24 protein-coding genes are annotated in these 22,598 nt (G+C 61.5%); 15 read left to right on the top strand and 9 right to left on the bottom strand.

What is annotated here, in order from left to right:
• The first annotated feature begins 26 nt into the window (after positions 1-26).
• Positions 27-3,350 (top strand): carbamoyl-phosphate synthase large subunit, encoded by a 3,324-nt coding sequence (gene carB, locus ABVV53_RS12370; RefSeq protein WP_353984734.1) that lies wholly within the window; start codon positions 27-29, stop codon positions 3,348-3,350.
• A 103-nt stretch (positions 3,351-3,453) separates the two neighbouring features.
• Positions 3,454-3,930 carry a transcription elongation factor GreA gene (gene greA / locus ABVV53_RS12365; RefSeq protein ID WP_353984733.1) on the top strand — a complete coding sequence of 159 codons (477 nt, stop codon included), beginning with the start codon at positions 3,454-3,456 and terminating at the stop codon, positions 3,928-3,930.
• Here the strand turns inward: greA and ABVV53_RS12360 are convergent.
• From ABVV53_RS12360 to ABVV53_RS12335, 6 genes are all read right to left on the bottom strand, one after another.
• Positions 3,923-4,426, bottom strand: coding sequence for a GNAT family N-acetyltransferase (locus ABVV53_RS12360; RefSeq protein WP_353984732.1), 504 nt, complete (start codon positions 4,424-4,426; stop codon positions 3,923-3,925). The genes greA and ABVV53_RS12360 overlap by 8 nt on opposite strands.
• Positions 4,423-4,644, bottom strand: a complete 222-nt coding sequence (locus tag ABVV53_RS12355) for a DUF4170 domain-containing protein (RefSeq protein ID WP_353984731.1) — start codon at positions 4,642-4,644, stop codon at positions 4,423-4,425. The genes ABVV53_RS12360 and ABVV53_RS12355 overlap by 4 nt, the downstream gene beginning before the upstream one ends.
• A gap of 65 nt (positions 4,645-4,709) precedes the next feature.
• On the bottom strand, positions 4,710-5,342 hold the full coding sequence (locus ABVV53_RS12350; protein ID WP_353984730.1) for a hypothetical protein: 633 nt from the start codon (positions 5,340-5,342) through the stop codon (positions 4,710-4,712).
• A 15-nt stretch (positions 5,343-5,357) separates the two neighbouring features.
• The gene (locus ABVV53_RS12345; protein ID WP_353984729.1) at positions 5,358-5,654 is read right to left on the bottom strand and encodes a hypothetical protein; all 297 of its coding nucleotides are present in this window, start codon (positions 5,652-5,654) and stop codon (positions 5,358-5,360) included.
• A complete protein-coding gene (locus ABVV53_RS12340) occupies positions 5,651-6,034 on the bottom strand; it encodes a phage holin family protein (protein ID WP_353984728.1) in 384 nt (127 codons plus the stop codon). The genes ABVV53_RS12345 and ABVV53_RS12340 overlap by 4 nt, the downstream gene beginning before the upstream one ends.
• A 25-nt stretch (positions 6,035-6,059) precedes the next feature.
• Positions 6,060-6,563 (bottom strand): hypothetical protein, encoded by a 504-nt coding sequence (locus tag ABVV53_RS12335; RefSeq protein WP_353984727.1) that lies wholly within the window; start codon positions 6,561-6,563, stop codon positions 6,060-6,062.
• 190 nt (positions 6,564-6,753) lie between these two features.
• On the opposite strand from ABVV53_RS12335, the gene eno reads away from it, so the two are divergent.
• Positions 6,754-8,040, top strand: a complete 1,287-nt coding sequence (gene eno / locus ABVV53_RS12330) for a phosphopyruvate hydratase (protein ID WP_353984726.1) — start codon at positions 6,754-6,756, stop codon at positions 8,038-8,040.
• 97 nt (positions 8,041-8,137) lie between these two features.
• On the opposite strand, the gene ABVV53_RS12325 is transcribed toward eno, so the two are convergent.
• Both ABVV53_RS12325 and ABVV53_RS12320 read right to left on the bottom strand, forming a co-directional pair.
• Positions 8,138-9,007 carry an HpcH/HpaI aldolase/citrate lyase family protein gene (locus ABVV53_RS12325; protein ID WP_353984725.1) on the bottom strand — a complete coding sequence of 290 codons (870 nt, stop codon included), beginning with the start codon at positions 9,005-9,007 and terminating at the stop codon, positions 8,138-8,140.
• A 43-nt stretch (positions 9,008-9,050) separates the two neighbouring features.
• Positions 9,051-9,923: an SDR family NAD(P)-dependent oxidoreductase gene (locus ABVV53_RS12320; protein WP_353984724.1), complete on the bottom strand. Its 873-nt coding sequence runs from the start codon at positions 9,921-9,923 to the stop codon at positions 9,051-9,053.
• A 217-nt stretch (positions 9,924-10,140) separates the two neighbouring features.
• On the opposite strand from ABVV53_RS12320, the gene ABVV53_RS12315 reads away from it, so the two are divergent.
• The 8 genes from ABVV53_RS12315 (at position 10,141) to ABVV53_RS12280 (ending at position 17,988) form a co-directional block, all read left to right on the top strand.
• On the top strand, positions 10,141-11,490 hold the full coding sequence (locus ABVV53_RS12315) for a long-chain-fatty-acid--protein ligase (protein WP_353984723.1): 1,350 nt from the start codon (positions 10,141-10,143) through the stop codon (positions 11,488-11,490).
• A complete protein-coding gene (locus ABVV53_RS12310; RefSeq protein WP_353984722.1) occupies positions 11,487-12,920 on the top strand; it encodes an acyl-CoA reductase in 1,434 nt (477 codons plus the stop codon). The genes ABVV53_RS12315 and ABVV53_RS12310 overlap by 4 nt, the downstream gene beginning before the upstream one ends.
• A 147-nt stretch (positions 12,921-13,067) precedes the next feature.
• Positions 13,068-13,298: a lipoyl domain-containing protein gene (locus tag ABVV53_RS12305; protein WP_353984721.1), complete on the top strand. Its 231-nt coding sequence runs from the start codon at positions 13,068-13,070 to the stop codon at positions 13,296-13,298.
• A gap of 48 nt (positions 13,299-13,346) precedes the next feature.
• Positions 13,347-13,895: a peroxiredoxin gene (locus ABVV53_RS12300; protein ID WP_353984720.1), complete on the top strand. Its 549-nt coding sequence runs from the start codon at positions 13,347-13,349 to the stop codon at positions 13,893-13,895.
• Positions 13,896-13,990: 95 nt separating this feature from the next.
• Entirely contained in the window at positions 13,991-15,118 is a 1,128-nt protein-coding gene (gene prfB / locus ABVV53_RS12295) for a peptide chain release factor 2 (RefSeq protein WP_353984886.1), read from the top strand.
• Between the two features lie 77 nt (positions 15,119-15,195).
• The gene (locus ABVV53_RS12290; RefSeq protein WP_353984719.1) at positions 15,196-15,945 is read left to right on the top strand and encodes a class I SAM-dependent methyltransferase; all 750 of its coding nucleotides are present in this window, start codon (positions 15,196-15,198) and stop codon (positions 15,943-15,945) included.
• Positions 15,946-15,978: 33 nt separating this feature from the next.
• Entirely contained in the window at positions 15,979-17,385 is a 1,407-nt protein-coding gene (locus ABVV53_RS12285) for an NAD(P)H-dependent flavin oxidoreductase (protein ID WP_353984718.1), read from the top strand.
• Between the two features lie 129 nt (positions 17,386-17,514).
• Positions 17,515-17,988, top strand: coding sequence for an SH3 domain-containing protein (locus tag ABVV53_RS12280; protein ID WP_353984717.1), 474 nt, complete (start codon positions 17,515-17,517; stop codon positions 17,986-17,988).
• 68 nt (positions 17,989-18,056) lie between these two features.
• Here the strand turns inward: ABVV53_RS12280 and ABVV53_RS12275 are convergent, their stop codons facing one another.
• Positions 18,057-19,253: an acetyl-CoA C-acyltransferase gene (locus ABVV53_RS12275; protein ID WP_353984716.1), complete on the bottom strand. Its 1,197-nt coding sequence runs from the start codon at positions 19,251-19,253 to the stop codon at positions 18,057-18,059.
• Positions 19,254-19,499: 246 nt separating this feature from the next.
• Between ABVV53_RS12275 and ndhC the strand changes: the two genes are divergently transcribed.
• From ndhC to ABVV53_RS12255, 4 genes are read left to right on the top strand one after another with little or no spacing between them, the layout of a single operon-like run.
• The gene (gene ndhC / locus ABVV53_RS12270) at positions 19,500-19,874 is read left to right on the top strand and encodes an NADH-quinone oxidoreductase subunit A (protein WP_353984715.1); all 375 of its coding nucleotides are present in this window, start codon (positions 19,500-19,502) and stop codon (positions 19,872-19,874) included.
• Positions 19,871-20,428: a NuoB/complex I 20 kDa subunit family protein gene (locus ABVV53_RS12265; protein WP_353984714.1), complete on the top strand. Its 558-nt coding sequence runs from the start codon at positions 19,871-19,873 to the stop codon at positions 20,426-20,428. The genes ndhC and ABVV53_RS12265 overlap by 4 nt, the downstream gene beginning before the upstream one ends.
• Positions 20,429-20,435: 7 nt before the next feature.
• Positions 20,436-21,326: an NADH-quinone oxidoreductase subunit C gene (locus ABVV53_RS12260; RefSeq protein WP_353984713.1), complete on the top strand. Its 891-nt coding sequence runs from the start codon at positions 20,436-20,438 to the stop codon at positions 21,324-21,326.
• 2 nt (positions 21,327-21,328) lie between these two features.
• A complete protein-coding gene (locus tag ABVV53_RS12255) occupies positions 21,329-22,543 on the top strand; it encodes an NADH-quinone oxidoreductase subunit D (protein ID WP_353984712.1) in 1,215 nt (404 codons plus the stop codon).
• Positions 22,544-22,598 lie beyond the last annotated feature (55 nt).

The raw sequence follows: 22,598 nt of genomic DNA, 5'->3' as shown, positions 1-22,598 counted from the left end.
CCTGATTACCAAGGTCAACAGATCCCATGCCCAAACGCACCGACATCTCGACCATCCTCGTCATCGGCGCTGGCCCGATCATCATCGGCCAGGCTTGCGAGTTCGATTACTCGGGCACGCAAGCGATCAAGGCGCTGCGCGAGGAGGGCTATCGCGTGGTCCTCGTGAACTCGAATCCGGCGACGATCATGACCGATCCGGACATGGCGGACGCGACATATATCGAGCCGATCACGCCTGAGGTGGTTACTCGGATCATCGAGAAGGAGCGACCAGACGCGCTGCTGCCGACGATGGGCGGGCAGACTGCGCTCAACTGCGCGCTGGCGCTGTTCAATGACGGCACTCTAGACCGGCTGGGCGTACAGATGATCGGTGCTAACGCCGATGCGATCGATAAGGCCGAGGATCGCCAGCGCTTCCGCGAGGCGATGGACAAGATCGGCCTGGAATCGGCACGCTCTGGCGTAGCGCACACTCTGGAAGAGGCGTTCGCAGTGCTGGAGAGGACTGGATTGCCTTCCATCATCCGTCCCAGTTTTACGTTGGGCGGGACCGGCGGCGGTATCGCTTATAACAAGGCAGAGTTCGAGACGATCGTCCGCTCCGGCCTGGATGCTTCGCCCACGACCGAGGTCCTCATCGAGGAATCGCTGCTCGGCTGGAAAGAGTACGAAATGGAAGTCGTGCGTGATCGGCACGACAACTGCATCATCATCTGCTCGATCGAGAACGTCGATCCGATGGGCGTCCACACGGGCGACTCCATCACTGTTGCGCCGGCGCTGACGCTGACCGACAAGGAATATCAGATCATGCGCAACGCCAGCATCGCGGTGCTGCGCGAGATCGGCGTGGAAACGGGCGGCTCCAACGTCCAGTTCGCGGTCAACCCAGAGGACGGCCGCCTGATCGTCATCGAGATGAATCCGCGCGTGTCGCGCTCCTCGGCTTTGGCGTCCAAGGCAACAGGCTTCCCGATTGCACGTGTCGCCGCCAAGCTGGCCGTTGGCTACACGCTCGACGAGATCATGAACGAGATCACCGGGGCCACTCCGGCGAGTTTCGAGCCGACGATCGACTACGTTGTCACAAAGATTCCGCGCTTTGCGTTCGAGAAGTTCAAGGGAGCCGACCCGCAACTGACAACGGCCATGAAATCGGTCGGCGAAGTCATGGCGATCGGCCGCAACTTCAAGGAGTCGATGCAGAAGGCGCTCCGCGGCCTTGAGACCGGCCTCGACGGTTTCAACCGCGTGCAGGCACTGGAAGGCGCCGGCAAGGACGTGATCACCGCAGCGCTCGCCAAAGCCACGCCTGACCGGTTGCTCGTAGCAGCGCAGGCGATGCGCGAAGGTCTGAGCGTCGAGGAGATCCATGCGATCACGCACTACGATCGCTGGTTCCTGCGCCACATAGAAGAGATCGTGAGCGAGGAAGCGAAGATCATGGCCGACGGCCTGCCGATCGACGCTGCCGGCTTGCGACGCCTCAAGGCGATGGGCTTCTCGGACAAGCGCCTGGCCACGCTGGCGGTGCGTTCTGTCCACGTTGCTGGCGGTCTGGCCGAAACGCAGGCCAAGCGCTCGGGGCTGTTGCACGACGCCTTGCGCGCCATGGCGGGCGCCACCAGTGAGGAGGAGGTGCGAGCCCTTCGCCGCAAGCTAGGCGTTCTGCCCGTGTTCAAGCGCATCGACAGCTGCGCCGCCGAGTTCGAGGCGATCACGCCTTACATGTACTCGACCTACGAGGCTCCTTTCTACGGCGAGCCCGAAGACGAGGCGATGCCGTCCGATCGGCGCAAGATCGTCATCCTTGGTGGAGGCCCTAACCGGATCGGCCAGGGCATCGAGTTCGACTACTGCTGCGTCCACGCCTGCTTCGCGCTTTCCGAAGCTGGGTTTGAAACCATCATGGTCAACTGCAACCCTGAAACTGTCTCCACGGATTACGACACCTCGGACCGCCTTTATTTCGAGCCGCTTACCGCGGAAGACGTGCTGGAGATCCTGCGCGTGGAGCAGCAGTCCGGCGAACTGGTGGGTGTGATCGTGCAGTTCGGCGGACAGACTCCGCTGAAGCTGGCGTCGGCGCTGGAACGCGAAGGAATCCCCATTCTGGGCACTTCGCCCGACGCAATCGATCTGGCTGAAGATCGCGAGCGCTTCGCGGCCCTCATCACCAAGCTCAAGCTCATGCAGCCCGCAAACGGTATCGCCCGCAGCCGCGATGAGGCCGTCGCGGTCGCGAACCGCATCGGCTACCCGGTCCTGATGCGTCCAAGCTACGTGCTGGGGGGACGGGCAATGGAGATCGTCGATTCCGAGCAGCAGCTCGACAACTACATCGCCACTGCCGTGCAGGTTTCCGGCGAGAGTCCAGTGCTGATCGACCAGTATCTGCGCGACGCGATCGAGTGCGACGTCGACGCGCTGTGTGATGGGGAGCAGGTCGTCGTTGCCGGCGTCATGCAGCACATCGAGGAGGCGGGCATTCACTCCGGCGACAGCGCTTGCACCTTGCCTCCCTACAGTTTGCCTGCGGAGATCATCGCTGAGATGGAGCGGCAGGCGGAGCTTCTGGCGATGAGCCTGGGCGTGCGTGGTCTGATGAACGTGCAGTTCGCCGTGAAGGACGGCCAGGTCTATCTCATCGAGGTGAACCCGCGCGCCAGCCGCACCGTGCCGTTCGTCGCAAAGGCGATAGGGCAGCCAGTCGCGAAGGTGGCAGCACGGGTCATGGCTGGCGAAAAGCTGTCCACTTTCCCGCCGTTCAAGCGCGATCTGCCTTACATGGCGGTGAAAGAGGCGGTCTTCCCGTTCGCTCGCTTCCCCGGCGTTGATCCGGTTCTTAGCCCCGAGATGAAGTCGACTGGCGAAGTCATGGGCATCGACACCAATTTTGCCACTGCATTCCTTAAGGCGCAGCTTGGTGCGGGCATGCGGTTGCCTGAAGGCGGCACTGTGTTCGTGTCGGTCAAGAGTAGCGACAAGGCCGTGATCCTGCCCGCCGTGAGAGTGCTGGTGGAGCAAGGTTTCCGCATCATCGCCACTTCCGGTACGCAGAAGTACCTTGCCGACGCCGGCATTCCTGTCGAGCTCGTAAACAAGGTGGCCGAAGGTCGTCCGCACATCGTCGACAAGATCGTCGACGGGGAGATCGCGCTGATCTTCAATACGACGGAGGGCTGGCAAAGCCTGCAGGACTCTCAATCCATTCGCAGATCGGCGCTTACCGCTAAGGTGCCCTACTTCACGACGGCGGCGGCCAGCCTTGCTGCGAGCGAGGCGATTGCCGCATTGCGCGGGAGCCAGCTTGAAGTGCGCTCACTACAAGATTATTATAGCTGAACCAATTTCGCCTCCCCACAATAATAGCGACCGGCTCGCTCCGTTCGGGGTGGGACAGGGAACTAGTCGCAGTGGGCGGCAGCAGAAGGACGAAAGCGAAGCGATGGCCAGTATCGAAAAGTTGCCTATGCTCGCGGAGGGCTATGAAAGGCTGACCGCTGATCTCAAGGCACTGCGTGAAGAGCGGCCTCGCATCGTGGATGCGATCGAGGAAGCTCGCGCGCATGGCGACTTGTCTGAGAATGCGGAGTATCATGCCGCCAAGGAGCGCCAGGGGCAGGTTGAGGCCACGATTGCCGATCTCGAGGACAAGATCAGCCGCGCGCAGATCATCGATCCCGCGACTCTTTCTGGCGACAAGGTTATCTTCGGCGCGACCGTAACTTTGCTCGACGACGACGATAAGCCGGTGAAATACCAGATCGTCGGCCCCTATGAGGCTGACGCCAAGGTAGGCCGGATCAGCTATAACTCGCCGCTGGGCAAGGCGCTGATCGGCCGCAAGGTTGAGGACGAAGTCGAAGTGACTGTGCCGTCCGGTGACAAGTTCTTCGTGGTTGAGAAAATCGAGTTTATCTGACCAGCGTCGTCAGCTCTGGTGCCGGGGCAAGCGACAGAACTTTGCACATCGCATAGTTATGGATAGGAACACCGTCGAGGGCGAAGTCCTGGCGGTGTTCTACCTCGTAGCCGCCTGCCTCGAACACCGGGCGGGCCAGTTCGCTGGCCTCCGTGTAGAGCATCGAGAGGCCTTGAGCGCGCCCGTAGGCACTCGCCTCCTTTACGAGACGTAAGGCGTGCCCCTGCCTGATATGGCCTGGATGGCAGTATAGCATGTCGAGGTGCCCGTCCGCTTCAAGAAGCGCGAACGCCACTGGCATGCCATCGTCGCCGAGTGCGATCGTGATGCGGTCACCGAAGCTGTGCCACTCCAGCCATTCCCACGCTTCGCGGGTCCGCCCAGCCCAAGCCGCGACTTGCGCCGGGCTATAGGCGAGCGGACCAACCCTCGTGATAGACGCGAGGTGGATTTCCCGAAGCGCGTGTTCGTCGCCCGGCTCGAATGTGCGGATCACTCGCTGGGCAGATCGGGCTCGAGCAGCCGATGCAGATGCACGATGACGTACTTCATCTCGGCATCGTCTACCGTGCGCTGCGCGTTGGCGCGCCATGCATCTTCGGCCGAGTTGTAGTCGGGGAAGACACCGACGAGGTCGAGTGCACTAAGGTCGGCAAACTCGAGTGTTCGCGGATCCTTGACCCGACCGCCTAAAACGAGGTGGAGCTTCTGCATGGCAGGACCGAATTCCTATCTTGATGAATTTGATCCCCTAGCCATTCGCAGTGGTGATGCAAGACCTAGGCGCGAACTCTGGCTTTAAGGCCGTGCGCCTTCGCCATGATGCGGTCAGCAACGCTCGCCGGTGGCTTGGGATAGCCGATCAGCTTGCTCGACTGCACCAGGGCCTTGTCACCAAGCTCGCTGAGCCGGTGAGATGCCCGGCCGCCCAGGTTCTCTGCCCGCTCTGCCGCGGCATGACCCAGTTGCTCAGCGCGTTCTGCCGCCGTGTGCCCCCAGACGCTTGCGGTGCCAATCGCCGCGACACTCAGCTTCTCCGCCTTTTGCGCTGCCTTCTCGCCGAGTCTTTCTGCTCGGTCGGCTAGGACGCTGGCTTTCTTCCGGGCCAGAGCGCCGCCGTCTTCCACCTTGTCGATTGCTTCCTCGCCCAGTGAAAGGGCGGCTGCCGCGCCTGCTTCGGCCATGTGATAGGCGCGCTTCGCAAGCTTGCGGCTGAAGCTGCGAGGGATGATCGCGCTGATGGCAAAGCCGAGGGCCACACCGCCAGCGACGGTCATGACGGGGTGTCGCTTGACGAAGCTTAGCGCCTTCTCCGACGGTGTTGCGGGCTCAGGTCGCGTGGGCAGTGCGACAACGTTGGTCGATGTCGGTTCGCCGCTTGCGGCAGGAAGAGCTGTATTTTCGGTCGCCATAGGGACACCTTTGATTTAGCGGTTACGGGGCCCGAGCAGTTCGTCGAGCCAGCCAACAATTGGATTTCGCAGAATCCAAAGCATCAGTGCCGCGATGGTTCCGCCGATGACGCCGGGGTGTTCGTGCGCCACGTCAGCTGCTTCATCGAAGACCACTCTCGCTTTTTCGACGGCTTCATCCGCGACGCGTCCAGCTACGCCTCGAGCCTCAAGGTCGAGTTTCACTTGTTTGAGGCGCGTATCGAACGCCAGCTTCGTCTCGTCTCGCACGGCTTGATCCGCGAGGAACTTGCGTTCGGCAGTGGCCGTCATTGTGCCTTCTCCCCGCCCATGACAGTCATCATGCGATCGAAGCGCTTTTTCGCCTTTATCAACAGAAAGACCGCCGCACCAAGCAGTGCCAGCGTGACCACCGCGGTAGACCCCCAGGCGGTGATTAAGGGCGCAAGCGCAATCACGAGGCCTACTACCAGTGCCATGGTTGCGAAGAACACCAGGACCAGCGCCGCAATGGCGAAGACTGCGATGCTCTTCGTCGCACTCGCGGTGTAAGCAGCGCGAGACTTCTGGAATTGGAATTCTGCCTCCGCATAAGCTCGCGCATCTTGCGCGAGCTGTTGAAGGTCCTCGTTAAGCGAGCGCTCCCGGGCCTCGCTCAGCAAGGGGGCGATCGCCTGTTCGTTCTCCTGCATGTCCCGGCTAGCTTAGCTGCTCAGCTTACTTAAACGCGCGACCGAGCAGGTAACCTGCCGCCGCCGCCATGCCGACGGCAAGAGCCGGCCTTGTGCGCACGAACTCAACCGCGTCTTCGCTCAGCTCATCCAGGCTCTTCTCATCCAGGCGAGTGGCCATATCCTGCACGGACTGGGCGGCAGTGCGGGCATAGTCGCCGTACTTGACCCCGACCTTTTCATCGAGAGCGCCAGCATTCTCGTTGATCGCCTGGCCAAGGCCGGACAAGGCGGTGCATGCCTTGGTTTTGCCATCCGCGGCGAAGCCAAACGCTTTATCCTTGTACTCGTCCGAACGCACTTTTGCTTCGCCGGAGAGACCGTCCTTCTTCTGGTATAGCTTCTCGCGATACCCGCCTGCACGGTTCTGCGCCTCTTCGCCGAGTGCGCGGGCGCCGGCCAGAGCCTCTTCCATGGCCTTGGCGAAGTGGTTCTTGGCGGCATCAGTTCCGCCGACGGCTCCGCCGGGATTCGCTGTAGTCTCGACCATGGTTCATCCTCCTATTTTCACGCCGCCCACATAGAAACGCGGGCAGTCTGTGTGCAATGAGTAACACAACTGTGCTTCCCTGCTGCAACGCAACTTGTCAGCGAAAGTTCCCCTGCTAAGACCGCCGCAGTTCCACCGCGCGACCCTCGCGCGAAGCCAGGCCGGGTGCCTAACAAGGAGTGTGAGCCGCATGACCGCCATCATCGACATCCATGGTCGCGAGATCCTCGACAGCCGCGGCAATCCCACCGTCGAGGTCGACGTGCTGCTCGATGACGGCAGCTTTGGGCGGGCAGCGGTTCCGTCAGGTGCATCGACCGGGGCTCACGAAGCCGTCGAATTGCGCGACGGGGACAAGAGCCGCTATCTCGGCAAGGGCGTCACGAAGGCTGTGGACGCGATAAACGACGAGATTGCAGAGGCGCTCGTGGGATTGGATGCCGAGGACCAGCGAGACCTCGACATGGTGATGATCGAGCTGGACGGAACGGAGAACAAGGGGCGCTTGGGCGCAAATGCGATCCTGGGTACCAGCCTCGCTGTCGCCAAAGCAGCTGCTAATGCACGCGGGCTACCACTTTACGCCTATGTTGGCGGCGTTTCCGCTCATGTGCTGCCGGTTCCGATGATGAACATCATCAACGGCGGCGAGCATGCCGATAACCCGATCGACTTCCAGGAATTCATGATCATGCCCGTAGGCGCGGACTCGATTGCCGAGGCCGTGCGCTGGGGTGCTGAAATCTTCCACACGCTGAAGAAGGGTCTTCATGAGAAGGGTCTCGCTACTGCAGTCGGTGACGAAGGCGGGTTTGCGCCTAACCTTGCCAGCACGCGGGACGCGCTCGACTTCGTGATGGCTTCGATCGAGAAGGCCGGTTTCAAACCCGGCAGCGAGATCCAACTTGCGCTCGACTGCGCATCGACCGAGTTCTTCAAGAACGGCAAGTACGAGATCAGTGGCGAAGGGCTCAGCCTTGAGCCGACTGCCTTTGCCGACTACCTCGCCGATTTGTGTGATGCCTACCCGATCATCTCCATCGAGGATGGCATGAGCGAGGACGATTTCGCGGGCTGGAAGGCGCTCACTGAGAAAATCGGGCACAAAGTGCAGCTGGTCGGCGACGATCTTTTCGTCACCAATCCCAAGCGCCTGACGATGGGCATCGAGAAGGGCCTGGCCAACTCGCTGCTGGTCAAGGTCAATCAGATCGGCTCGCTGACCGAAACGCTTGAGGCGGTCTCCATCGCGCAGCGCAGCGGCTACACTGCGGTTATGTCGCATCGGTCAGGCGAGACTGAAGACGCCACGATCGCTGACCTCGCCGTTGCGACCAACTGCGGTCAGATCAAGACGGGATCGCTTGCGCGTTCGGACCGGCTTGCAAAGTATAACCAGCTCATCCGTATCGAGGAAGAGCTGGGCAAGGCCGCACATTATGCGGGCGCCAAGGCGTTCGGCAAGCTGAGCGCCTAGAGCCTATGCCCCCTCAGTGGCGAGCGCCACTGAGGGGGATTGCACTGGAGGGGTGGCGGTGCGCCAGAACGCAGCGCCTCCGGCTCAGCGGCTAAGATCAGCTTGCCGCGATACGTTCCGCAACGGCGACCAACCGCTGTGCTTGTTCCAGGTGAAGCAGCTCGGCCATCTTGCCTTCCACCTTGATCGCGCCCTTGCCGGCGTTCTCCGGTAGCGCGAAGGCTTCGATGACAGCTCTTGCCCAAGCCAGCTCTGTCTCGCTGGGCGAGAACACCGTGTTGCAAGGTTCGATCTGCGCGGGGTGGATGAGACTCTTGCCGTCGAAGCCGAACATAAGTCCTTGCCGCGCTTCCGCTTCGAACGTCGGGAGATCGCGGAATTCATTGCACACGCCGTCGAGGATCGCGATGCCGTTCGCACGGGCCGCAGCCACCGACATTGACAGGAACGGCAGGAATGGCGTCCGACACGGGGTGAGTTGCGCGCGCATTTCCTTGGCCAGGTCGTTCGTGCCCATGATCCACAGCGACAGCCGCGTGGGTCCGGCCATTGCAGCGATTGCCGGAAGGTTAGCGACTGAGGCGCAGGTCTCGATCATCGTCCAGAGCTGCACCTTCGGTGGAGCGGCGCATAGAGCGCCTTCGTAAGCGGTGACGTCGTCAGGGCCGTTGACCTTTGGCACCAGCACCGCATCGACGTTCGCAGTAGCGATGGCCGCGAGGTCTGCTGCCCCCCAATCTGTATCGAGACCATTGGTGCGGATCGCAACTTCTCGATGGCCGAAGCCGCCTTCATTGACGGCGGCAACAGCCGCCTCCCGCGCCGCCTCCTTCATCTCAGGCGCGACGGCATCCTCAAGGTCGAGAATGACGACGTCGCACGGGAGCGTCCGCGCCTTGGCAATGGCCTTGGCGTTGGAGGCGGGCAGGTACAGCGCGCTACGGCGCGGGCGCAAGTTCGAGTCCATGGCGATGTGCTAGCGCGATCGGACGCGAACTAGAACCCGGTGCTTACACGCCAAGCGTGCTCAGCAGTGTTTCGCTTTCTGTCCAGAGGCGCGCTGCAGCGTCGTCATCGCGGCCTTGCGGGGCAAGAGGAGCTTCCGCGAGATCGTGAAAGTAACGTCCGCCTTCCTTCCCGCCTTCCTGAGAGGTCGCGAGCCATAAGATCGTCCGCGCTGCATCGGCGGGCTGAAGACCTTTGTTGGCGGCGAAGTGATCTTGCATGGCCTTGTCACCATGGCTGGCAAAGTTGGAGTGGACCATTCCTGGATGCATGGCCTGCGCTACGATGCCCTGGTCGGCGAAGCGGCGGTTCAACTCTCGCGTAAATAGGACGTTTGCGAGCTTCGCCTGACAGTATGCAGCGCCAGCGGGACCGTTGCGGAACATGAGGTCGTCCCAGTTCATGCCCGGGCAGTACTCATGCGCCAACGAGGAAACGGCGATTATGCGGACCGCGCCCGGTTCGCTGTCGCGCGCGGCGCGCTCCAGCAGAGGCAGCAGTTCCCTTGTCAGCAGAAACGGCGCGAGGTGATTGGCTGCAAAGGTGGCTTCCAGCCCCTCGCCAGTCGTATAGATGGCGTCCCGTACGCCGCCCGCATTGTTGACCAGCGCGTCGACCCGGTCCGTCAGGGCTGCGATCTCTCCAGCCATCCGCTTAACCTCTGCCATTTCGCAAAAGTCGCCGCGCAGGAAATGGATCTGCGCCTCGGGCGGAGCGGCTGCACGGATTGCCGCCTCAGCTTCGGCGCTGCGGATCGGATCCCGCCCGGTGCCGATCACTCGCCAACCATCGCGAGCGAAAGCCTGAGCGCTGGCAAGGCCGATCCCGGAGCTTGCGCCGGTGATGACGACCACTCGGCCGGAAGTGGCTTCGCTCATCGTGAAGATCTCCTCAAACAGGTTCTGGGGTATGGATGCGGCAGGGGGCGCTGCCAAGAGCAACGGGGGTGACGCGGCATGCGGACGCGGTCGAGCACAGACCGCTTCCATCGAAAGTCCTTGTGCCTCGCTGCGAATCATGAATAACGAAACTCATGAGGTGTCATTAACGAGTCGAGGCGAGTTCGCAAGTCGGACCTGCCAAAGGAAGGATGCCATGGAGAAGAACGTGGAACGGCTGCTCGCCATGCTCAATTCGGAGGATTGCTATGATCATTCCGCTGAGAGCCTGCAGGAGGCACAAATCGCAGCTCTGAACGAACGGCTGCAGGGTCGGTTGGAGCGCATCCGATTGGTCGAATTTCGCGCTCGCGACGCTGAGGTTTCCACGATCACGCGTCTTGAGGACGTGGTTCCCCTGTTGCTTCCGCACACCGCCTACAAATCCTATCCCGAGAGCTTCCTCTCCGGGGGCAAATGGGACAAGCTGACGAAGTGGCTGGCTACGGTGTCGAGCTATCCGACGGACGGCGTTGACCTGACTGACCTCGAGACCATCGATCAGTGGGTGGAGGCCTGTGGCAAGGCGGGTCTGTTCGTCTCCTGCTCCAGCGGTACGACCGGCAAGTCGGCCATGTTGGTTGCGTCGAGAGCTGATCTGGACTTCTTGACCCGCGACAGCATTCATGCGGTCCAGTGGGGATCGAACATGCGAGCGGGTGACATGCGCACTCCGGCCGGTCCCGCGAGCGCTGTGGCTTATACCCCCCGCAACGCCGCTACTGGCCAGGCCATGTTACGCGCCTTCGTCGATCCGTCTGCCTTAAGGTTCGAATCCGGCCTTCCGCCAGTGACGGTGGGCGCGCTGACCGGGATGGTCGTGCTGCGCAAAGCCATCGCAGATGGAACTGCGAAGCCTGACGAGGTGGCTGCTTTCGAGGCTGAATCTGCCGCAAGGCAGGCTGCGCTTGATGCCGCTCAAGCCGGTGCGGTTGAGGATATCATCTCCAAACGCGGGCAGCGCCTTTACATCACGGGCATGTGGGGCTCGCTCTATGCCCTCGCAAAGGCCGTTCGCGAGCGAGGCTTTAGTGGCAGCGACTTTCATCCCGAAAATGGCCTCTACGTCGGCGGCGGGCTGAAGCGGGCGCAACTGCCTGACAACTATCGCGAGTTCATCTACGAAACCTTCAACCTGCACCCTGGCTACACTTACCATATGTACGGGATGCAGGAATTGAACTCTGCGATGCCGCGGTGCGAGGCCGGTCAACGCTACCACGTGCCGCCGTGGGTGGTGGTGCTGCCGCTCAACAAGGAGGGCGATACACTGATCGAGCGCAGAGGCGAAGTTGAATGTCGCGCGGCCTTCTTCGACCTTTCGCTCGACGGACGCTGGGGCGGTGTGATCTCCGGCGACCGGATACATGTCGACTTCAGCCCTTGCGCTTGCGGAGCCAAGTCGCCTTCGATCCGCGACGACATCGCTCGCTACTCGGACCTGGAGGGCGACGATAAGATTGGCTGCGCCGGTACCGTGGACGCATACGTGAGAGGCTTGTCGTGAATCAGATCGGTGAAGTCGAGCCGGCCGAGGCGATCGTTTCGGCTCCTTTCTTCCTGCGAGGCGAAGTGCTGTTCGGTAGCGAGATCATCCAGAAGTCGCGCGACCTGGGTGTCACCTTCGCGACGCCGAAGATCCCGCTAGACAAGGCGGTGGCTCCGCGCACCGAAGTGCCGCCGCTGCTCAACGTGCCGCTTGCCGAGATCATCGACTTTCTGGTCGAGACAGGGCAGCGCCTTTCAGCGTCCGACAACACGTACATGCAGGAATGTGTCGAACGCATGTGCACGACACACGTCCTGCCCCGCGCTGTCGTAGAGAACTCAGTGCGCCACGCGGCTGGTTACCTCGACAATCGCGTGCTGACGGCGGAAGTCGAGCAGAGCTTCCCCGACCCGCGCGCGCTCGATACCTGGGTGCCGAAGCAGGACTTCATGGGGCGCAAAAGCTTCGTGCGTGCCTTCGCTCCGCGTCTCATCCACGTCATGCCCGGCAACTCGCCAGGAGTTGCAGTGAAGTCGATCGCCCAAGGGGCAATGGTGAAGGCGGTGAACCTGTTCAAGATGCCATCGGCCGATCCGTTCACCATGGTGGCGATCTTGCGCACCATGGCGGACATCGACCCAAACCATCCCATCGTGCGCTCGATGTCGGCGGTTTACTGGCGGGGAGGCGACGACGCGGTGGAGCGCGTGCTTTACCGCCCGCAGTACTTCGACAAGATTGTTGCCTGGGGTGGTGGAGACGCAATCAACAACGTTATCAAATACCTGGGGCCGGGATTTCAGCTCGTTTCCTTCGATCCGAAAACGTCAGTCTCAATGGTTGGCGAGGAGGCACTTGCTGACTACGACACGATGGACCGGGTCGCGGACCTGTGCTCGGCCGACGTGATGACGCTGAACCAGGAGGCGTGCGTCGCCAGTCGCTACCAGTTCGTCGAAGGCCCACAGGAGCAGGTTGATCGCTTCTGCGAACGGCTGCACTTCCATATTGCGCGCCGAGCGGAAGCCAGTGGCGATGTTCGGCCGCTCGAGATGGACATGCGCGAGCAGGTCGAATCGATGCTCTTGATGGACGACGAGTATGGCGTCTGGGGGCGCGCGGACGGGAAGGGGCTGGTCATCCGCTCCGAGGAGCCAGTCGACTTTCATCCGATCAACAAAACCGCGAATGTGGTGCGGGTCGATTCATTGGACGACGCCGTGAGGTGGATCAACGTGGCGACCCAGACGGTGGGCTTCTACCCCTTCGATCGCATGGCGGACTATCGTGACCGGCTTGCAGCGGGCGGCGCCCAGCGCATCGTTCATCTTGGAGAAGCCGGTCCTTCGACAATCGGCAATCCGCATGATGCAATGTATCCGCTACACCGGTTCGTACACTGGATGGCACATGAGGACGGGACGGTCTCAACCTTGGGCCTTCCGTAACATCGCCGCACCGTAATTTCGCTTGCCTTCTTCGCCTTGCATCATCCGGGGCTTGCCAGCTTGGCGCTATGCGCTAGGCAACGATCAAACATCTGTCGGCGGGCATCAATCGCCGGCGCTACTCGTCACAAGAGGATCGTACAGACCATGGCCGTTGAAATCCTGCTCCCCAAGATCGGCTTCTCGATGCAGGAGGGCCAGATCGCCGAATGGCTCGCCAAGGATGGCGATCAGGTGACCGAAGGGCAGCCACTGTTCTCGTTGGAGGCCGACAAGTCGACCAATGAGGTCGAGGCACCGGCTACGGGCACCTTGAAGATCACCGCAGCCACGGGCGAGACTTACGAAGTCGGCACGGTTCTCGGCTACATCGAGTAAGACTCTCCAGGGCTGGACTCGGCTGCCGACCGGGTCCAGACTGCGGAAATGCGGAATGTTCTGACGGTATCAGCTGTTCTCGTCGCGCTGGCTCTGCCTGGTGCGGCGCTTGCCAATCTACCGGTTGGTGCCAAGGCTCCGCCGTTCAGCACGAAGGCTGCCTTGGCCGGAAGGGACTTTGCGTTCGATTTGCGTAGGGCCCTGCGCAAAGGGCCCGTCGTCCTGTACTTCTACCCCAAGGCGTTTACTCAGGGCTGCACGCTCGAAGCTCATGCCTTCGCTGAGGCGGCGCCTGAGTTCGCCAAATATGGCGCTTCTGTGGTGGGCATGTCAGCCGACGACCTGCCGACCCTACGGAAATTCTCGACCGAGGCATGCCGCGACAAGTTTGCTGTCGGAATAGCCACCCCGTCGGTCGTCGAGGCCTACGACGTGGCACTCAAGCGCCCCGGCATGGCTGCGGCAATGACCGACCGCACTAGCTATGTCATCGCGCCGGACGGGCGGATCGCCTTTGTTCACTCCGACCTGGACTACCGTGATCACGTGAAACTCACGCTTAACGCGGTCAAAGCGCTTAAGTCGAAGAGCCGTTAGCTCGCATAGGCGCAACCACGCGCTGCACCGTCGCTTTACAATCGCAGCCGCTTCGCTAAGCGAGGCGACCCCCTTTGTTCCGGAGTTATGCCGTCATGCGTGCCGAAGGGCAGGCCCATATTGAGCGTATCCAGAAGGCGATGGCGCTCGTCCGTAAGTTTCTAGACTGGGATCGCGCTGTGCGTCGCCTCGACGAGCTCAACGCGCGCGTCGAAGACCCGACGCTGTGGGACAAGCCCAAGGAGGCCGAAGCGGTGATGAAAGAGCGTCGCCGGCTGGAAGCTTCGATCGGTGCGGTCAAAGAGATTGAGGGCGAGATGAACGACGCAATCGAGTTCATCGAGCTGGGCGAGATGGAGGACGACACTCCCACCATCGACGAAGGCCACGCGACACTGGCCGCACTTGCCGAGCGGGCAGACCGCGACAAAGTGCAGGCTTTGCTCGCAGGCGAAGCGGACAGCAACGACACCTATCTTGAAGTTCACGCCGGCGCGGGCGGCACAGAGAGCCAGGATTGGGCCGAGATGCTCCAGCGCATGTACACGCGCTGGGCCGAGCGTAAGGGCTACAAGGTGGAACTGGTCGACTATCATGCGGGCGAAGCGGCCGGTATCAAGAGCGCGACACTGCTGATCAAAGGTGAGAACGCCTACGGCTACGCGAAGACCGAAAGCGGCGTGCACCGCTTGGTCCGCATCAGTCCGTACGACAGCTCCGCGCGCCGCCATACCAGCTTCTCCAGCGTGTGGGTTTACCCGGTGATCGACGATACTTTTGAGATCGACATCAACCCGGCTGACCTGAAAATCGATACTTATCGCGCTTCGGGCGCCGGCGGTCAGCACGTGAACACGACCGATTCGGCCGTGCGTATTACACACCAGCCGTCCGGCATCGTGGTGGCCAGCCAGATCGACCGCTCGCAGCACAAGAACCGCGAGATTGCCATGGGCATGCTCAAGGCGCGGCTGTTTGAGGAAGAGATGCGCAAGCGCGAGGAAGCAGCCAGCGCTGAGCATGCCAGCAAGAGCGATATCGGCTGGGGACACCAGATCCGCTCCTACGTGCTGCAGCCCTACCAGCAGGTGAAGGACTTGCGTACCGGACTCGTCTCAACAGCTCCGGGTGATGTGCTCGACGGCGAATTGGACGCGTTCATGGCGGCAGCACTCTCGCAGCGAGTCTCGGGTGAGAAGGTTGAGGTCGAGGACGCCGACTGAGGCCGGACGTAGCCGCGACGAAACTTTCGTGTGTGAGGCTTTTTTGCCAACCAGCAGACGAATCGCTAAGGGGCCGCATGTCCGCGCCTAGACGCTTCGCTTTTTTTGTCGCGCTTGCACTCGCTGGCGTCTCTGCCGGCTGTCACAAGCAGCAGGACGATGGTCGTCCGGAGAGTGCGCGTGGGTTCCCCCGTGCGGACCGCCCCGTCTCCAATCTGAGCGGAAACGGCTTCTCCTCGGAAACGGAGCGGGACAGCGTCAATGAAGCGCAAACCGTCATGGACCTTGCCGACATCGGTGAGGGCATGTCCGTTGCGGACATCGGTGCGGGCGAGGGGTATTATACAGTGCGTCTCGCGCAGCGGGTCGGGTCAGAGGGGCGAGTACTGGCGCAGGACATCGATCCCGACGCCGTGCGTGATCTCGGCCTCCGCATTGAGCGCGAGCGGCTTGATAATGTTTCAATCAAGCTGGGCGCCGAAGATGATCCTCGGCTGCCGGCGAACAGCTTCGACCGGGTATTCCTGGTCCACATGTATCATGAGGTGGAAGAGCCCTACGCGTTCCTGTGGCGGCTGCGTCCCGCGCTGCGCAAGGGCGGCAGCGTGATCGTTGTTGATGTGGATCGACCTACGGATAGCCATGGTATTCCCCCGGCATTGCTTTTCTGCGAATTCGAAGCCGCGGGCTTTCGTTTGGCCGAATTTGTGCGTAAGCCTCAAATGCAAGGTTATTATGCGCGCTTCGAGGCTGCCGGGCCGATACCCGCGCCCGACGCCATACGGCCGTGCCGTTTGGCTGGCAGCGCTCCGGCCGCAGCAAGCTGAGCAGGCGCGCTCCAGAGGAAAGACGATAAAAAGATGAGTTTCAAGGGTCTCAAGCCGATCGTTTATGGCGGCCGGGAAGTCTGGCCATTGGTCGAAGGCGGCAAGGGAGTTTCCGCGACGAACCATGCCAGCTCTGGCGCCTGGGCGGCTGCAGGCGGGATCGGGACTGTCAGTGCGGTAAATGCCGACAGCTACGACGCGGAGGGCAAGATTGTCCCTCAGGTATACGATGCGCTGACCCGCAAGGAGCGTCACGAGCAACTCATCCGCTATGCTATCGATGGCGCCGTTGAGCAGGTGCGCCGCGCCCATGAGATCTCTGGCGGGCAGGGTGCGATCAACATCAACGTGCTCTGGGAGATGGGCGGCGCCCAGACCATTCTTGAAGGCGTGCTGGAGAAGACTCGCGGAATGGTCGCCGGCGTGACGTGTGGCGCGGGCATGCCGTACAAGCTGTCGGAGATCGCAGCTCGCTTCAACGTTAACTATCTGCCGATTGTAAGCTCCGGGCGAGCATTTCGTGCTCTGTGGAAGCGTGCCTACCACAAGGTGCCGGACCTGCTGGCTGCGGTCGTTTATGAAGACCCGTGGCTGGCTGGAGGCCATAACGGCCTTTCCAACGCCGAGGATCCGACCAAGCCAGAGGATCCTTATCCGCGCGTCAAGGCGCTGCGCGACACCATGCGCGCGGAGGGCATTGCGGACGACGTGCCCATCGTGATGGCTGGCGGGGTCTGGTTCTTGCGCGACTGGGAGAACTGGATCGACAATCCTGAACTCGGGACGATCGCTTTCCAGTACGGCACGCGACCCTTGCTCACGCACGAGAGTCCGATCCCGCAGCAGTGGAAGGACGCGCTGCGCGAATTGGAGCCGGGCGACGTGCTCTTGCATCGCTTCTCGCCCACCGGCTTTTACTCATCCGCTGTCCGCAACCCATTCTTGCGCAACCTGGAAGCTCGTTCCGAGCGACAAATTCCCTATTCCAAGGTCGAGGCGGGCGAGCACACCGAGCGGCTCGACGTTGGTGTGAAAGGCAAGAGCTTCTGGGTTGCGCCGAAGGGCCTTGATCGCGCCAGAGGATGGGCGGCGGAGGGTTACACCGAAGGTCTGCGCACCCCAGACGATACTATCGTCTTTGTCGATCCGATCGAGCGCGATGTGATCCGCAAAGATCAGGCGGACTGCATGGGCTGCCTTTCGCATTGCGGCTTTTCGTCCTGGAAAGACCACGACGACTACACCACGGGGCGTCTGGCAGACCCGCGCAGCTTCTGCATCCAGAAGACTTTGCAGGACATCGCGCACGACGGCCCTATTGACGAGAACCTCATGTTCGCAGGCCATGCTGCTTATAAATTCAAGCAGGATCCGTTTTACTCAAACGGCTTCACGCCGACCGTCAAAGAACTTGTCGACCGCATTCTGGCCGGCGATTGAGGCCTCGCATCGAGCCCGATCGTATCGACGCGTTCTGCGTAGCACGCGTGTGCTCGTCGGTGTTGTTCTGGTCGGTTTAGGTATGAGAAACCTTGAAGGCAGGTTCGCAGCAGCGCTATGCACCTGGGTATGACTGCCCTGCGCGCCTGCTCTCTCTTCGCTGCGATGTTGTTTGCCCTGGTCACGCCTGCGAGGGCAGATGACGAAGGCGTACCGTATTGGGCATCCATTGACGCCGAAATCGCCAACATGCGGGTCGGCCCTGGCGATAGCTACCGTATATCGTGGGTCTATCGACGCCCCCATCTGCCGGTGAAGGTCGTCCGGCGCGAGGGCCCTTGGCGCTTGATTGAGGATCCAGCAGGTGATCGTGGCTGGATGCGCGACTTGCTACTTTCCCGCCAGCGAGCCGCGATCGTGAAGGGCGAGGGGCTCGCGGAGATCCGCGCCGCTCCGACATCCGGCTCTCACCTCCAGTGGCGAGTGGAGCCCGGTGTCGTCGGACTATTGGGAGAGTGCGAGGCCGGGTGGTGCCAGTTCGATGCCGGCGGTCACAAGGGCTTCGCGCAAGCTGATCGCTTGTGGGGGGCGGGCGCGCCTTAGACAATCAAAAGAAAACCCCCCGCCTTTAAGAGGCGAGGGGTTCGGGTATCGTACATGGGTGGACTTGTTTAGTTAAGCTCGACCGCCACAGCAGTTGCTTCACCGCCGCCAATGCAGAGGCAGGCGATGCCGCGCTTCAGGCCCTTTTCCTTCAAAGCGCCGAGCAGTGTGACGATAATCCGCGTACCGGATGCACCGATCGGATGGCCAAGCGCAGTGGCGCCACCGTGGACGTTTATCTTCTCGTGAGGAATGCCGAGATCGTGCATCGCGAACATCGCGACACAAGCAAACGCCTCGTTGATCTCGAACAGATCGACGTCGGAGATTTCCCAGTCGATCTTCTTCAGCAGCTTGGTGATCGCTCCGGCCGGAGCGGTTGTGAACTTGGCTGGCTCCTGCGCATGGGCGGCAACACCGACGATAGTTGCGACAGGTTGCACATTTTTCTGCTCTGCCACGCTCTGGCGCGTTAGGACGACCGCGGCCGCACCATCGGAGATCGAACTGGAGCTTGCTGCAGTGATGGTGCCTTCCTTGGCGAAGGCTGCCTTGAGCTGCGGGATCTTGTCGGGTTGACCCTTGCCAGGTGCCTCGTCGGTATCGACGATGACTTCACCCTTGCGCGTCTTGACTGTCACGGGAACTACTTCGCTGGCGAAGCCGCCAGTGGCAATCGCCGCCTGAGCGCGGCGCAGCGACTCGATGGCATAGGCGTCCTGCGCTTCGCGAGTGAGCTGGTACTCGTCTGCAGTGCATTGAGCGAAGGCGCCCATGGCACGGCCTTCCTCATAGGCGTCTTCCAGGCCGTCGAGGAACATGTGGTCATAAAGCGTGTCATGGCCGGCGCGTGCGCCGCCACGGTGCTTCTTCGTCAAGTAGGGCGCGTTGGTCATGCTCTCCATGCCGCCGGCGACGACAACGTCGATAGAGCCAGCTGCAAGGGCCTCGGCGCCCATGATCACCGTCTGCATGCCCGAGCCGCAAACCTTGTTGACCGTGGTGGCCTGCACCGACTTCGGCAGACCCGCCTTGATCGCAGCCTGTCGGGCCGGAGCCTGTCCCAGGCCAGCCGGAAGCACGCACCCCATGTAGATGCGTTCGATGTCTTCGCCTGCGACGCCGGCCCGCTCAACTGCGGCCTTGACCGCGGTAGCGCCGAGATCGGTCGCGCTCACATCGGCGAGGGCGCCTTGTAAGCCCCCCATCGGGGTGCGTGCGTACGAGAGAATGACGATCGGATCGCCGGCTGAGATCTGGGCCATGGGGATGCCTTTCGGTGATTGCTGTCGATAGGAGTTGTCGATCCGCATAATGCTGCGATGCGGCAATGGCAATGCGGTGTGGCGCGGTTGTAAGGTTTGGTTGCCAGCTAAGGGCTTACGGGCCAGAAAACTCCGTAATTGTTCGCCGCGGTCGCGCTACCCGTTCGGGAAGAGGCCGGCCGGGCTTGCGCCGCGATGGTTGCAGGCCTAGGGCGCTCCAACCGGATTACGCAACGAGTCAGAGCCTTGGTCGACCTCTCGCAATACCTTCCGATCCTCATATTCCTGTTCATCGCGCTTGCGCTGTCCAGCGCGTTCGTCTTCCTGCCGATGGGGGTGGCGCGGCTGACTGGCACGCACAATCCCTCGGCCGACAAGCTGAGCGAGTACGAATGCGGCTTTCCCGCCTTCGAGGACCCGCGCAGCCAATTTGACGTCCGCTTCTACCTAATTGCTATCCTCTTCATTATATTCGATCTTGAGGCCGCCTTCCTCTTCCCGTGGGCGGTGTCGCTGGACGTGACGGGCTGGCCCGGCTGGATTACCATGATGGTGTTTCTCGGCGAGTTGGCAATCGGCCTGGCGTATGCGTGGAAGAAGGGAGCTCTTGACTGGGCATGAGCGACGTTATGCAATTTCGCAAGGACGGTCATCTGCCAGAGAGCGCGGTGACGCTTCCCGATCAGAACTTTTTCAACGGTCTTAATCAGGAGGTCTCCGACAAGGGCTTCCTGATTACCAGCACCGAGGAGCTATTCCAGTGGGCCCGAACCGGCTCGCTGTGGTGGATGACCTTTGGCCTCGCATGCTGCGCGGTCGAGATGATCCACGTCAATATGCCCCGCTACGACATGGAGCGGTTCGGCGTTGCTCCGCGCGCGTCGCCGCGTCAGTCGGACGTGATGATCGTTGCCGGTACGCTGTGTAACAAGATGGCTCCGGCACTGCGTCGGGTCTACGATCAGATGTCGGACCCGAAGTACGTGATCTCGATGGGTTCGTGCGCCAATGGCGGCGGGTACTATCACTACAGCTATAGCGTGGTGCGCGGGTGTGACCGCATCGTGCCGGTCGACATCTATGTGCCGGGCTGTCCGCCGACTGCCGAAGCGCTGCTCTATGGTGTGATGCAGTTGCAGCGGAAGATTCGCCGCGTCGGCACGCTCGAGAGGTAAGGCGAAAATGGCCGTCCTGCATTCCGCTCCGAAGTACGCGCCCAACGATGGTGTGCGCGAAACCCTGGCTGCAGCGCTGGGGGCGATGGTGCTCGACACTAAGGAGGAGTTCGAAGAGATCATCATCACCGTGCAGCGTGAACGCATCGAGGATGCGCTGCGCCTGCTGCGTGATGAGCATCACTATCAGATGCTCATGGAAATCGCCGGCGCCGACTATCCTTCGCGCGCCGAGCGGTTCGAAGTGATCTACATGCTGCTCTCGATCACGAAGAACCACCGAGTGATGGTGAAGGTCAGTGCTGCGGAAGACACGCCGGTGCCTACAGTCACGACGCTTTGGCCGGTGGCTGGGTGGCTCGAGCGGGAGATCTTCGATCTTTTCGGCGTGATCTTCGCTGGTAACCGGGACTTGCGCCGCATCCTCACTGACTACGGTTTTGAAGGGCATCCATTCCGCAAGGACTTCCCCCTGACCGGCTATGTAGAAGTCCGCTATTCTGAAGAGGACAAGCGGGTGGTTTACGAGCCAGTGCGCCTCGACCAGGATTTGCGTACCTTTGACTTCCTGAGCCCTTGGGAAGGTGCAGACTACGAGCTTCCCGGCGATGAAAAAGCGAAACCCGCGCCTTCGCCGGTCGCGGAAGTAAAGGTCACGGAATCACCGGAAGAAACCGGAGCTGGCGAGAAGACGGACGCGAAGGCGGCGGAGAAGGTCGCTCCCAGCGTTGCCGCCACTGGCACCGTTGCCGGGCAGGGGCAGAGCGAACCTACACCCATCACGAGCGATATTCCCGACCCGGGCGCGCCCAAACCCACCGCCGATCGCCCTGACCGGCCACCCAGTGGCGGTGCGAGCGCGGACGAGGGAACGGGCTCCACTCCCGAAGGTAGCTGATTATGAGCGGACTTTCCCTTGAGAGCTCGCCCACCACCCAGGGCGAGTCGATCGACAACTACACCATCAACTTCGGGCCGCAGCACCCTGCGGCACATGGCGTGCTGCGCATGGTCATGGAGCTCGAAGGCGAGGTGATCGAGCGCGTCGACCCGCACGTCGGACTGCTGCACCGCGGCACCGAGAAGCTGATCGAGCACAAGACTTACTTGCAGGCACTGCCGTATTTCGATCGTCTCGACTACTGCTCACCGATGTGCATGGAGCACACGTACGTGCTCGCAGTTGAGAAACTCCTCAATCTGGAGGTGCCGCTGCGGGCGCAATACCTGCGGGTCATGTTCGCGGAGCTTACTCGCATCAAGAACCACCTGCTCAACATCGGCAGCCATGTCATGGACGTGGGTGCGATGACGCCGAACTTGTGGCTGTTCGAACTGCGTGAAGACTGCATGAACTTCTACGAGCGGGCTTCGGGCGCGCGCATGCACGCTGCGTGGTTCCGACCGGGCGGCGTGCACCAGGACGTGCCGCTCAAGCTGCTGACGGACATCGGCGACTGGCTCGATACGCGCATGCCCGAGCTGTTCGAGGACGCAATGAGCCTTGTGACTGGCAACCGGATCTTCAAGCAGCGCAATGTTGATATCGCCAAGGTCAGCCGTGACGACGCAATGGCTTGGGGGTTCTCCGGCCCTATGATCCGGGCTGCCGGCATCCCTTGGGACCTTCGCAAGAGCCAGCCCTACGACGTCTATGATCGCATGGATTTTGAGATTCCGGTCGGCACGAACTCCGATTGCTATGATCGGTTCATGGTGCGGGTGGAGGAAGTTCGCCAGTCCGCCAAGATCATCAAGCAGTGCATCGCGGAAATGCCGGAGGGCCCCGTCGCATCGATGGACCGGAAGGTGGTGCCGCCCAAGCGTGCCGAGATGAAAAGTTCAATGGAATCGCTGATCCATCACTTCAAGCTCTATACTGAGGGTTTCCACGTTCCCGCAGGCGAAGTCTACGTCGCGACCGAGAGTCCGAAGGGCGAGTTCGGCGTCTATCTGGTCTCGGACGGCTCGAACAAGCCATACCGTTGCAAGATCAGGCCGACAGCGTTCTCACACCTCCAGGCGATGGATATGATGTGCAAGGGACACATGTTGCCTGACGCGACAGCCATCCTGGGCGCCATCGATGTCGTCTTCGGTGAGTGCGACAGGTAGACACAGAAGGAGTGCCGGCGTGTACGGGGTGGGACCTTTCGCGACGGAAAGAGGC

The sequence above is a fragment of the Novosphingobium kalidii genome (assembly GCF_040534015.1).
GTDB lineage: Bacteria > Pseudomonadota > Alphaproteobacteria > Sphingomonadales > Sphingomonadaceae > Novosphingobium > Novosphingobium kalidii.
This window is presented reverse-complemented; position numbering and strand designations above follow the sequence as displayed.